The sequence below is a fragment of the Tenacibaculum sp. MAR_2009_124 genome (genome assembly GCF_900105455.1).
Lineage (GTDB): Bacteria > Bacteroidota > Bacteroidia > Flavobacteriales > Flavobacteriaceae > Polaribacter.
Window position 1 is genome coordinate 967,455 of record NZ_FNSF01000005.1, and the last position, 13,377, is coordinate 980,831.

The window sequence follows — 13,377 nt, forward strand, 5'->3', positions numbered from 1 at the left end:
GCGTTTATTCTTGCTATTTTTTAATATCTGATTTTCCTCCTGTTTTTTCTACCAACTTAAGCTCTTTAATCACCATGTCCTGACTAATAGCTTTGCACATATCATAAATGGTTAAACAAGTGGCTGAAGCTCCAGTTAAGGCTTCCATTTCAACTCCAGTTTTTCCTTCAATAGTTACTTTACAAGTTACCTCTATATGAAGGTCATCAATCACAGAAATATCAATATCAACTCCATTAATCAACAGAGGGTGACACATTGGAATTATATCTGACGTCTTCTTTACTCCTTGTATTCCAGCAATAATTGCTGTTTGAAAAACGGGCCCTTTTTTGGTGAAGAGTTCATCATTGGTAAACTGACTAATTATTTCTGTACCTAAAAACATAGTAGCTTTTGCTATTGCTGTTCTTTTAGTGATTTTCTTATCAGAAACATTCACCATTTTAGGATTATTTTTTTCGTTTATGTGTGTAAAATTACTCACTTTCTTATTTATAAATTTTGAATTTTTAGTGTTGAATTTTAAATTATTATTGTTGTTTCTTTAACAGGTTTTCTTGTGATGTTTTGACAATTGATGTCAACAATCGTATCAATTCGTTTATATCTTTTAAAAGTGAAGAAACATTTATTTGGGTTAAATCACTTTCCTGCAGTAACAATAGCCAATACCTAGTTTCTCTAGCTTCTTTCGAAGAAATAGACATCTTGGCAATAAAATCTCTTTTACTCTGACCTGCCATTGCTTCTTCAATATTTGCTCCTATTGAAGTTCCACTTCTTAAAAGCTGTTTTGAAATAATGAATTCTTTTTCTTTCTGTAGTTTTGAAAACAAGGAAATTATGTTTAATGAAAACTTAAAGCTTTTGCTTTGAACAATACTCTTTTTCATCTCTCTAATTTTTAGTTCTTTTTCATGTATAAAGTTAAGTATTTGTGATAAATTTTAAGTTGTAAGTTTTGAATTTTAAGTTATTATAGGAACCTTCGCAAACACTCAACACTCAACACTCAACACTCAACACTCAACACTCAACACTCAACACTCAACACTCAACACTCAACACTCAACACTCAACACTCAACACTCAACACTCAACACTCAACACTCAACACTCAACACTCAACACTCAACACTCAACACTCAACACTCAACACTCAACACTCAACACTGCGATAGCTATATATTGGAAAAACGCTTCCTTTTTTATACATTAACTCTTCTTGTTTAGGAAGCTCAATAAAGCCATCAGCTTCCACTAAACTCGCTAAATCTCCTGAACCGTTCCCTTTAACAGGGGTTGCTATTAATTGTCCATTTTCAAAAGCTAATTTTACTTGTAAAAAATAAGTCAGACTCGGTTTAAAAGCAACATCTTCACCTAAAATAGCTGTTTTTATAGGTTGATTAACTTGAACACTTTTAAAGTACCAAGGAGTGAAATAAACCATACAATTTACATAAGTAGATATCGGATTACCAGGAAAAGCGAACACAGCTGTGTTATTTTTTTCAGAGGTATCAACTACTCCCATCCAAAAAGGTTTTCCTGGGCGTTGCGAAACTCTATGAAACAGTTTTTGAACACCTAATTCCGATAAGACTTCTGGAAGAAAATCAAACTTTCCTTTACTAACGGCACCGCTAAAAATGAGTACATCATAGGTATTTATGTATTCGGCAATTTTTGCAGAGAGTACTTCTTTATTGTCTGTTAAATGAGCAGTTTTTGAAGGAATGTTTAGTTTTTTAAGAAGAGAAACCAAGGTGTAAACATTGCTTTTTCTGATTTGATGAGGCAACGGTGTTTGGTTTATTTCAACTAACTCATCTCCTGTAGAGATAATCATTACTTTTGGTTGTTTAGCAACTTTTACGGTGCTTTTACCAACGGTTGCCAATACACCAATTTCAGCTGGAGAAATAGTGGAGTTTTTTTTAATTAAAATTGTGTTTTTTGGCTTATCAGAACCTTGCCTATGAATATTTTGTCCTTCTTTAAGTTGATCAACAGTTACGGTAGCCATTAGTGTATTTATGGATACATCTTCATAACGAATAACAGTATCAGTATTATTTGGAAGCACCGCTCCTGTCATGATTTCATAACAATTGGCAGCATTATCTAAAGTTTCTTGTGGTGCCCCAGCAGCTTGAACACCTTCTATTTTAAAATCACGAACTCCATGCTCAAAAAAACGATAGTTAATAGCAATTCCATCCATAGCAACTCTATTAAATGGAGGAAAGTCTCTATCGGCAACAATATCTTCCTTTAAAACCCTTCCAACAGATTCTAAAAAAGGAATTTCTTCAATTCCAAAATCTTGAGTATGGTCTAATATGATTTTCTTGGCTTCTTCTGCTGTGATCATGAATAAAATTTTTTTTTTAAGTGTTGAATTTTAAATTTTTATACTTGTTTCTTTAACAGGTTTTCTTGTGATGTTTTGACAATTGATGTTAACAATCGTATCAATTCGTTTATATCTTTTAAAAGTGAAGAAACATTTATTTGGGTTAAATCACTTTCATTTAGTAATAATAACCAATACCTAGTTTCTCTAGCTTCTTTCGAAGAAATAGACATTTTGGCAATAAAATCTTTTTTACTCAGGCCTGCCATTACTTCTTCAATATTCGCTCCTATTGAAGTTCCACTTCTTAAAAGCTGTTTTGAAATAATGAATTCTTTTTCTTTCTGTAGTTTTGAAAACAAGGAAATTATGTTTAACGAAAACTTAAAACTCTTGCTTTGAACAATACTCTTTTTCATCTCTTTAATTTTTAGTTTTTTTGACTAACCCTAAAAATAAAGCATTTATCACTATTTTCACTAATTGAGCTAGCGAAATTCAACATTCAACATTCAACATTCAACATTCAACATTCAACATTCAACATTCAACATTCAACATTCAACATTCAACACTTCACTTTAAATTTTGAATTCTAAATTTTGAATTTTAAGTAATAAATTCATCCATACAAAACTCAAAACTCAAAACTCAAAACTCAAAACTAACCCCCAATAGTACTCATACTTTCCGAGACATTTCCTTTTGTTCGATTAGCTTCCGCAACAAACCCGTTTTTTGGCTTTTCTTTTACGAGTGACAGAAATAATTCTTTTAAATCGTCGTTACTCGCTCCTTTTCGAATAAAATCTCTAATGCTAAACACACCATCATCAAACAAACAGTTTTTAAGCATTCCTGTTGAGGTAATTCTAATTCTGTTACAATCATTGCAAATAGTTCTTGTAAATGCAGGTATAATTCCTACTGAGCCTTTAAAATTTTCAACCTGAAAATTTCTTGAAGTAGATGATTTTTTTGTGGGTACTTCATAAATTTTGAATTCAGATTGTATTTCTTCAAGAATTCGTTTTAGATTCCAGTTTTCTCCAATCTCACGTTGCCCACTACCATTAAAAGGCATTTCCTCAATAAAACGAACAACGATATTTTTATCTTCTGTAAGCTTTACAAAGTCATTAATTTCGTTAGTATTAAAACCCGATTGAACCACCACGTTCAACTTTAAATTTAAGGAACTTTTTTCTAATAACTCAAGAGCACTGTACACTTCTGAAAACACATTTCTTCTGGTAATCTGGTTGAATTTATCCTCGTACAAACTATCAATACTTAAATTGATGTTTTTAACCTTTTTTAAACCCTCAATCGATTTAATATGTTTTTTAATTAAAGCTCCGTTTGTGGTAATATTGATAGTGTTTAGAAGATCATTAAAAGACAGCATTTCTAAAAAATTCACAAAGTCCTTTCTTACAAAAGGCTCACCACCAGTTAATCGAACTTTGTTAACACCTAACTCAGTGAGTACACGAACAATTCGGTACATTTCTTTATAGGTTAATAACTCTTTTCTTGGAACTATGTCAATACCATGAGCAGGCATGCAGTACTGACATCGTAAATTACAACGATCGGTAACTGCCAATCGAACATAAGTAATTTGACGCCCAAAACTGTCAATAAGTTGCTGCATAATAACAAAGGTAAGGAATTCAAAAACTAGTTACTCTAAATAACTGTTAATTGCTTATTAGTTTCATTTTTACACAATTTCCATTTTCTGAAGCAGAAAAGAAGCATTCATGTTTTTGCAAACGCCGTCTTTCATTTTATAGTCAAAAAACAATTCGTTGTTTACAATTTCAGCATCAAAATAATAATTCTGAATTTGTTCATATTCATCGGCTAATTCACATAAACTAACATCATGTGTAGCAATAATTCCTGTGGATTTCGATTTAGTTAATTTCTCAATAAATTGTTTAGAACCAATAGCTTTGTCTTTACTATTTGTTCCTTTTAATATCTCATCGAGAATTATAAAGTAAGTGTCTTCCTTTATTTCATCAACAATAAACTTCAATCTTTTTAATTCAGAATAAAAATAAGATTCATCATCCGTTAACGAATCTGAAGTTCGCATACTAGTAATTAGTTTTATTGGAGAATACCTAAAAGTACCCGCACATACAGGTAAGCCACAATTCGCCATAACTATTGATAATGATACTGTACGTAAAAATGTACTTTTCCCGGCCATATTAGCACCGGTAACAATAAAAAACTCCTCATTATTAATACTGAAATCATTGTCTACCCTGTTTACAATTTTTAAAAGAGGGTGTCCTAAACTGGAAGCTTTAATTGTTTGATGTTGACTAGCAATAGAAGGAAAGCTATAATTTGGATGATTAAAAACAAAATTGGCTAAAGAATTATAGGCATCAAAAAAATCAACTACATGAAACCAGTTATCAACAACATTTTTGTAGGTGGTAATCCAATGTTCTGTTTTCGCAGCATTGTTAATATCCCATAAAAATAAACCATTACCAACAATAGCAATGAGTAAATTGTTTCTTTGATCGAAGGCGTTGAGTATACCTGAAAATTCTTTAAAGATTGCTGATGATTTTTTTTCTCCTGTGGTTATGGCTGACTGTTTTTGTTTCAAGAAGTCAGTTTTAAAACTTTCAGTTTCTATTTGTTCAAGGAGTAAGTAATATTGTTTAAAAATATCTTTTGCACTACTCGCTGAAGTATATAAAGACTGCGTTTTTTTAAAATAAACCATTGAAATTCCTAAACCAATAAAAAACCACAAGGTAATTGCTGAAAAAGAAACTATGTCAAACGAAACTAATCCAATTAAAATTAATGAAATAGCAGAAAATATTTTTGGAAGAACTCTTAGAAACGATGGCAGTGTTACTTCGAAAGTTTCTATCCAACGAGATATATTTGAAGTTTGTTTTTGTGTAGGAGAAACCAATTGCGCCAATGCTGTAAAATTTTCTCTCCATGTTGATTTTTGAGAAAGTTCTTGAAGTGTTTTTTGTCGTTCTTCAATGGACTCAATATTGTTTGCGGTAAGCAAAGAAGCTAAAAGTTCTTTTCCTTTTATGGTTGCTGTTCTGTTTAAATATTGAAAGAAAGAACCTCTTCCAAATAAATCAACATCATTACTATAATGATGCAAAGGTTCGATAAATTCTTCTCCAGTAGGTCTATCAAAAAAATCGCCATTTAAAATCGAAAGTTCGGTTTCATTGAACGAAATTTTTGATCGAATCAGATTTCTTTTTTCTTTTAAATTTTGATGCTTTACAACAAGAAAACCGAAAATAATAACTCCTACAGCTCCAATAATAATTGGTGTATATGAAATTTGAAAAGTAAAATAAACACCAATAATTAAACCAGAGAAAATGAGAAAACGAAAGAGTCTAACAACGTTAATCGTTTTACTAATTTCGTTAAGATTTTGGTTGTGTTTCTCAAGTTGATTTGAATAAAAATTATGTAGTTCTTGCATCTCTTAAAAAAGAATAAAAATACAGGTTTAAACCCAGTTTGTTCTGTAAAATAGAGAAAATAATATAATGCTATGTTTTTAGAAAATTGTATTTTCGTTTAAAGCTTTTCTTTTAATGCCTACAACTTTAGAACTTCAAATAAAAACCCTGCCGAATTCTCCGGGAGTCTATCAGTATTTTGATAAAGATGATGTCATCATTTATGTCGGAAAAGCGAAGAATTTAAAGAAGAGAGTATCATCATATTTTACCAAAAACCATGAAAATGGTAAAACCAGAATTCTCGTAAGAAAAATTGTTAGGATTGAACATATCGTTGTTGATACCGAAACAGATGCACTTCTTTTAGAAAACAACCTGATAAAGAAATATAAGCCAAGGTATAATGTGCTTTTAAAAGATGATAAGTCTTACCCATGGCTTTGTATTAAGAAAGAACGTTTTCCTAGAATATTTTCAACAAGAAGAGTCATTAAAGATGGGTCGGAATATTTCGGTCCGTATACCAATATGCGCATGGTAAGTGCTTTATTGGATCTTATAAAAGAGCTGTACACACTTCGTACATGCAATTTCGATTTGCATGAAACCAAAATTAATTCCGACAAGTATAAAGTTTGTTTAGAATATCACTTAGGGAATTGCAAAGGGCCTTGTGAAGGAATGCAAACAGAGGAGAGTTACATGAATGATATTAGAGCAATCAGAAATATTATTAAAGGTAATTTTAAGGAGAGTCTTGAACAATTTCATGACATTATGATGGGATTTGCTGCCGATATGAAATTTGAAGAGGCACAAAAGATTAAGGAAAAAATTGAATCGTTACAAAATTACCAGGCAAAATCAACTATTGTAAATCCTTCAATTAACAATGTAGATGTATTTTCTTTAATTTCAGATGAAACTCACGGATATGCCAACTTCTTCAAAATAATGAATGGAGCTATTGTACAATCTTATACAACAGAAATAAAGAAAAAGCTTGAAGAAAGTGATAAAGACTTATTAGAGTTGTTTATTATTGAAACTAGAAATCGTTTCAATTCTTTATCTCGCGAAATTTATGTGCCATTTAAGGTTGATTTGGGAGATAAAATAAAAGTAGTCATTCCGAAGTTAGGTGATAAAAAACGTATTGTTGAACTATCAGAAAGAAATGCTAAATATTATAGACAAGAGCAGTTTAAACAGATAAAAATTGTTGATCCTGATCGACACGTAAAGCGAATTATGGGGCAGATGCAGAAAGATTTGCGTTTACGAGCAGAGCCTCGTCATATTGAGTGTTTTGATAATTCGAATATTCAAGGAACCCATCCTGTTGCCGCCTGTGTAGTTTTTAAGGATGGAAAACCAAGTAAAAAAGAGTATCGTCATTTTAATATTAAAACGGTTGAAGGTCCAGATGATTTTGCTTCTATGGAAGAAGTAGTTTATAGAAGATATAAACGTTTGTTAGAAGAAGAACAGCCTTTACCACAACTTATTATTATTGATGGAGGAAAAGGACAGTTGTCTTCTGCTTTAAAAAGTTTAGACATACTTGGTTTAAGAGGAAAAATAGCTATTATTGGTATTGCAAAGCGCTTGGAAGAAATTTATTACCCAGGTGATAGTGTTCCGTTGTATTTAGATAAAAAATCTGAAACACTCAAAATTATTCAATATTTAAGAAATGAAGCGCACCGTTTTGGAATTACTTTCCATAGAAATAAGCGAAGCAAAAGTGCGATTCAGTCTGAACTAGAACAAATTCCGGATGTTGGTAAACAAACGATAACAAATTTATTACGTAAATTTAAATCAGCTAAACGAGTAAAAAGTGCTAGTTTAGAGGAGTTAAAAGAAGCGGTAGGTTTTTCAAGAGCACAAAAAATCTATCAGTATTATCATAAAAATCAAACTATGGAATAACGTTAATTAATTGCTTTTCGAAAAGAATTAATTAAAAAATTATTACACTTGTTACCCCTTTATATTACGCATTAGTAAATAATAATTTAAAAGCATAGAGTTGTTATGTTAAAATCATTAATGAGTATAATACTTATTAATATTTTGACGTTAGTTAGCATCTTCTAAGTAAGAAAGTGAAAACAAACACATGAAAAAGCTATTATTTTTTTTAATGGCTCCTATAATGCTATTTGCGCAAGAACAACCAAAAGTTGGATTGGTTTTAAGCGGGGGCGGGGCAAAAGGATTTGCTCATGTTGGAGTACTAAAAGAGTTAGAAAAAGCGGGGTTACAGATTGACTATATTGGAGGAACTAGCATGGGAGCTATTGTAGGAGGGCTTTATGCTGCTGGTTATTCTCCTGATCAGATTGAAAAAGTGATTAAAGAAGCTGATTTTATGAAACTACTTCAGGATGAGGTGGCCAGAGAATCAAAACCTTTTTTTATAAAACAACATGGAGAAAAATACTCGGTAACACTACCTATAAAAAATGGAGCTGTGGGGTTACCTTTAGGACTGTCAAGAGGGCAAAACGTACTTAATTTTTTAACAGAATTATTAGCTCCAGCTGATGAAATTACCGATTTCTCAAAACTACCTATTCCATTTTTCTGTATTGGAACCAATATTGAAACAGGAGAAGAAGTAGTTCTTGAAAAGGGTTCTTTAGCGTTAGCATTAAGAGCAAGTGGGGCATTTCCTTCGCTATTAAATCCAGTTGATATTGACGGTCAGTTACTAGTGGATGGAGGAGTTGTAAATAACTTTCCTGTAGATATTATGAAAACGAAAGGCGTTGACATGATAATTGGAGTGAATGTTCAAGGGGAACTTTTAAGAAGAGAAGAACTGTCTTCAGTAGCCTCGGTTTTACTTCAAATAATCAATTTTCAGATGTATCGTAAATCTGATGAACAGGCAAAACTTGTCGATTTTAATTTAAAACCAAACATTATAGAATACAGTGTTCTTTCTTTTGATAAAAACAAAGAAATTATAGCTGAAGGAATAAGAGTTGTAAAACCCCAAAAGTTTGTTTTTGATAGCATTGCTAAACTTCAAAAAATAAAGAAAAAACGCCCTCAAATTACACTAAAGAGCAAAAGGTTTTTGGTAGATAGAATTGTTATTAAAGGAAATAAACACTATACGGATAATTATGTTTTAGGAAAGCTTCAGCTTGAGAAAGGAGATAGTACTTCATATAAAGAGATTTCTAGAAAAATCAGCTCATTATCGGCAACTAATAATTTTGAAAGAATTGATTATCATTTCGAGAAGTCATTTTCTGGAAAGAAATTAGAATTAAAGGTTAAAGAAGATAACGTGAAATCATACGTTCGATTTGGAATTCATTACGATTTATTATATAAAACGGCTGTTCTTTTAAACTATAATCGTAGAAAACTGCTCATGCAAAATGATGAGTTTAATTTTGATGTAGGAATCGGTGATCGTATTCGATATAGGATGGATTATTTTATTGATAATGGTTTAATCCCTAGTTATGGTTTTACTTCTAGTTATAACTCTTTTAAAAGTTCCTTTCTTTTTAATAACGACGTAATAAACAGAATTAACATCAAGTATAAAGATTTTAGTAATAGTTTTTATGTTCAAACTACTATTGATAAAAAGTTTGCTTTTGGAATTGGACTTGAAAACAAAAAGATTAAAATTTCTTCGGATACTTTTTTAACCGAGGGTGAAGAAACTGTGTTTGATAATAGCAACTATGTTAACGCTTATTCTTTTTTGAAGTTAGATACGTACAATAAAAAAATATATCCAACGGATGGGTATTTTGCAAATGTGGCCTTCAAATGGTTTATTTGGTCTGATAGAAATGATCGTATTGATGAACTTACTTTAGAGAGTAATGAGTTTAATCAGTTCTCTCAAATTTCAGGTACTGTTGGATTTGCCAAATCTTTTTTAGATGATAAATTAACTTTTCAATATACAGGAGAAGGTGGGTTTACATTAGGAAAGGAAGCTTCAGAGATTTTTGATTTTAGATTAGGGGGCTATAACCAAAACTACATCAATAATTTCGTGTCTTTTTATGGATATGATACAGCTCAATTAGGGAATCAAACATTTGTAAAGTCAGAGTTTAACTTTAGGTACAATGTTTATAAGAATCAGTACGCCACTTTTATAGCTAATTACGCCCGAATTGAACATGATGTTTTTAAGGATGGTAAATTATTTGATAACACAAAATCAGGTTACGCTTTGGGATATGGCTTGAGTACCTTTATAGGTCCTATTGAATTGAAATACTCTTGGTCACCAGATCATAAAGAGAAATACTGGTTGTTTAATTTAGGTTTCTGGTTTTAAGAATGATATTTGAAAAGGTTAAAGAAAACAATTCTGAGTTCTTTATCCAATTGATTATGTATTCCAGAGTTTGTTGGAATTAAATAGTGAAACAAATTTCAGAATGAAAGAAAACCTAATTGTTTCATTGAAATACATTGTCATCTAGTATTGAGAATACATTGGACTCTTTATTTTTAAAGGAGATACTAAACAGCTTTTTCAAGAGTAAAAGAAAACTCAGATCCGTCACCATATTTACTTTTTAATAAGATGGTTTCTCCATGTGCTTCAATAATATGTTTTACAATAGATAGTCCCAATCCAGAACCTCCTTGTTCTCTGGAACGACTCTGATCAACTCTATAAAAGCGTTCAAATAAACGTGAAAGATGCTCTTGCTTTATACCTTCTCCGTTATCATTTACTTTGATAATGAATTTCTTTGAGTTGTAATTTTCAACACTTACAGTAGTTACTCCGCCTATTTTACCGTATTTAATTGAGTTAACAATAAGGTTAATAATTACTTGCTCAATTCGTTCAATGTCGCCCTTCACAAAAAAAGGAAATTCATAAGCCTTATCTAACTGCAATTTGATACCTCTTTTTTTCGCTTTCATTTCGAATAAATCGAAAACATTCTGAATCATTTCCAAAATATTAAAGGTTTCGATATTCATTTTCATACCCTCAGTTTCCAACTTAGCAATCATATCTAAATCTTTAACAATAGAGGTTAATCTTTCTACTCCCTTACTAGCTCTTTCTAAATATTTTGTTCTAATTTCTTTGTCTTCGGCGGCACCTTCAATTAAGGTTAAAACATAGCCTTGTACGGTAAAAAGAGGTGTTTTAAGTTCATGAGCCACATTTCCTAAAAAATCTCTTCTAAAGGAGTCTCTTTGCGTTAAATCGGCAATCTCTTCACTTTTCCCCTCAACATATTCTTGAACCGTTTTTGTTAAGGTTTCAACATCAGTTGTTATTTTTTTTCTTTTTAAATCATTAACGTCTAAAAAAGAGATGTCTTCGTATAGTTTTTTTATTCTTTGATAAATAAAATGCTCCGCTCTAAACTGAATAACAAAAAATGAAATGATAAATATTATGATACCAAAAGCGATATAAGTAACGATACCTAAATGCTTATAGAGTAAAAAATAGGTAAGTACCGAAAAAATGGTAGAAAGAATGGTCAAATAAAAAGCTGACCAAAGTGCATATTTATATGTTTTTTTCAATTTCAAAATATTGTTATTTGTTACAAACAAAAGTAGATTGCCTTAAAAAGCAATCTACCACCTTATATTGTTTTTTAAATAGGTGTTATTTGTCTAATCCTTCTAGCACAAATTTATAACCAACACCTTTTACTGTTTTAAAATAATCATCACCAATTTTTTCACGAAGCTTTCTAATATGAACATCAATAGTTCTTCCTCCAACAACAACTTCATTACCCCAAACATTATCTAAAATAACTTCACGTTTAAAAACCTTTCCAGGTTTCGATGTTAATAGCGAAAATAGTTCAAATTCTTTTCTAGGAAGAGAAATTCTATTTTCACCTTTAAAAACGACATACTCGTCTCTATTAATTATTATATCACCAATTTTGGTCGTGGCATCTGTTTTTTCTTCAGATTTTAGTCGTCTAAGTAATGATTTTACTTTGCTAACTAAAACCTTTGGTTTAACAGGTTTTGTAATATAGTCGTCAGCACCAGCGTCAAAACCAGCCACTTGAGAATAGTCTTCGCCTCTTGCCGTTAAAAAGGAAATAATAGAATCTTCAAGAGATTTTATTCCTCTAATTTTTTCGCAGGCTTCAATTCCATCCATCTCTGGCATCATAATATCTAATAATATTAGATGCGGCTGCACTTTTTTAGCCGTTTTAACCCCTTCAGCCCCATTACTGGCTGTAAAAACTTGATATCCTTCAGATTTTAGATTGTAACCTACTATTTCTAGTATATCTGGTTCATCATCAACCAATAAAATCTTAATATCGCTAGTATTCATACATTGATTTTTAAGTACTATATTCCAAAAGTAACGATAAAATAACAAAATAGCTATTTAGCTATTTAACTTAACGTTGATTTAATGATTTATAAACTTGTAAAAATATTTTTACTTATGAATCAGTGTTTTAGCTTTTGTTTACGTCAAAAGATAGTCCTAAATATTATTTACCGTGCCGATGTATAATTTTGATTAGAGTTATGTCCAATATTATTACATTATACCTATTTCAAATTTTTTATGAATTCTGACGGAGTTATGTTTTTTAGTTTAACAAAAGCCTTAGAAAAGGAGTCGGAGTTACTAAAACCCGCTTCCTGAGCAATGGCTTTAATTGTATATTTTCTGATAATTGAATTAGATTCCAATAAAGTAATTATATTGGTAATCCTTAATGTGTTTAAGTAATTTGTAAACGAAGTTTCTTTATGATAGTTTACTATTTTAGATAAATAACTTGTATTTGTATTCAATTCTTTGGCTAAAATAGTTAGGTTCATGTTTTGAGAAGTATAACCTTTGTTTTGTTCGAATTGATCAAGACCTAATAAAATATTTCTAATAATTTCATCTGGAATACCTAATTGTTTGTTACTTTTTGAGTTGTTAACAGGGGGGTGAGTGTTTAAGGTATTTGAGTTACTTGCGACCAACGGACGCAAATATTTTCTTTCTTGTAAAACTCTTAACTGTATAATAGACTGATAACCGAGCCAATAGATTAAAATTGTCGTAAAAATTCTCAGAGGATAATAGGATGGTAAGAATATATTAAACTTAAGAATTAATGTGATTAGCAAAGGAATAAACCAAGAAACATAAGACAACAACCCTAATCTGAAAAATATTCGAATCCATTTTAAGTTATCGAAATCTGTAATGTTAGATGGAATTCTTTTCCTTTTAACCATTTTGTATAAATAGTAAGCATAAATAAAAATGGTAATTGAAACGAACATACTTAATAACTCCTCAAAAATTACATACGTTTTAAAAGTCGTTAGGTTAGAAATGGTTTCATTATTACTAAAATAGAAGCCGAGTCGAACGAGTAATAGTCCCAAAAAAGCGATCGAAACAATTTTAAAAAGGCTTTGCTTTCTTTTTTCTATTTCCAGATAATTAATAAGGAACAAGTAAAAAAATAAGGCGATTAAAAAATGCCAAGGTATTTCAAAATACCTGAGGAACTGACT

11 protein-coding genes are annotated in these 13,377 nt (G+C 30.8%); 2 read left to right on the forward strand and 9 right to left on the reverse strand.

Translation table 11 applies throughout. From position 1 onward, the window contains the following. Positions 1-13: 13 nt before the first annotated feature. The 6 genes from moaC to BLW23_RS15095 form a co-directional block, all read right to left on the reverse strand. Positions 14-487, reverse strand: coding sequence for a cyclic pyranopterin monophosphate synthase MoaC (moaC, locus tag BLW23_RS15060; RefSeq protein WP_093671274.1), 474 nt, complete (start codon positions 485-487; stop codon positions 14-16). Between the two features lie 46 nt (positions 488-533). Next, the gene (locus BLW23_RS15065) at positions 534-896 is read right to left on the reverse strand and encodes a four helix bundle protein (protein ID WP_093671276.1); all 363 of its coding nucleotides are present in this window, start codon (positions 894-896) and stop codon (positions 534-536) included. A 266-nt stretch (positions 897-1,162) separates the two neighbouring features. After that, complete coding sequence (locus BLW23_RS15075) at positions 1,163-2,380, reverse strand: molybdopterin molybdotransferase MoeA (RefSeq protein ID WP_093671278.1); 1,218 nt, start codon at positions 2,378-2,380, stop codon at positions 1,163-1,165. Between the two features lie 38 nt (positions 2,381-2,418). Beyond that, positions 2,419-2,781, reverse strand: a complete 363-nt coding sequence (locus tag BLW23_RS15080) for a four helix bundle protein (protein WP_093671280.1) — start codon at positions 2,779-2,781, stop codon at positions 2,419-2,421. Positions 2,782-3,026: 245 nt separating this feature from the next. Further along, positions 3,027-4,019 carry a GTP 3',8-cyclase MoaA gene (gene moaA, locus BLW23_RS15090; RefSeq protein ID WP_093671282.1) on the reverse strand — a complete coding sequence of 331 codons (993 nt, stop codon included), beginning with the start codon at positions 4,017-4,019 and terminating at the stop codon, positions 3,027-3,029. Positions 4,020-4,088: 69 nt separating this feature from the next. Continuing rightward, positions 4,089-5,861 carry a MutS-related protein gene (locus tag BLW23_RS15095; RefSeq protein ID WP_093671284.1) on the reverse strand — a complete coding sequence of 591 codons (1,773 nt, stop codon included), beginning with the start codon at positions 5,859-5,861 and terminating at the stop codon, positions 4,089-4,091. A gap of 115 nt (positions 5,862-5,976) precedes the next feature. Here BLW23_RS15095 and uvrC point away from each other — a divergent pair, with 115 nt between their 5' ends. Then, positions 5,977-7,779: an excinuclease ABC subunit UvrC gene (gene uvrC / locus BLW23_RS15100; protein ID WP_093671286.1), complete on the forward strand. Its 1,803-nt coding sequence runs from the start codon at positions 5,977-5,979 to the stop codon at positions 7,777-7,779. A gap of 190 nt (positions 7,780-7,969) precedes the next feature. After that, complete coding sequence (locus BLW23_RS15105; protein WP_093671288.1) at positions 7,970-10,171, forward strand: patatin-like phospholipase family protein; 2,202 nt, start codon at positions 7,970-7,972, stop codon at positions 10,169-10,171. A 188-nt stretch (positions 10,172-10,359) separates the two neighbouring features. On the opposite strand, the gene BLW23_RS15110 is transcribed toward BLW23_RS15105, so the two are convergent. The 3 genes from BLW23_RS15110 to BLW23_RS23300 form a co-directional block, all read right to left on the reverse strand. Beyond that, complete coding sequence (locus BLW23_RS15110) at positions 10,360-11,400, reverse strand: sensor histidine kinase (protein ID WP_093671842.1); 1,041 nt, start codon at positions 11,398-11,400, stop codon at positions 10,360-10,362. A 79-nt stretch (positions 11,401-11,479) separates the two neighbouring features. Then, positions 11,480-12,178 carry a response regulator transcription factor gene (locus BLW23_RS15115; RefSeq protein ID WP_093671290.1) on the reverse strand — a complete coding sequence of 233 codons (699 nt, stop codon included), beginning with the start codon at positions 12,176-12,178 and terminating at the stop codon, positions 11,480-11,482. A gap of 227 nt (positions 12,179-12,405) precedes the next feature. Then, a complete protein-coding gene (locus BLW23_RS23300; RefSeq protein ID WP_176829842.1) occupies positions 12,406-13,092 on the reverse strand; it encodes a helix-turn-helix domain-containing protein in 687 nt (228 codons plus the stop codon). Between the last annotated feature and the right edge of the window lie 285 nt (positions 13,093-13,377).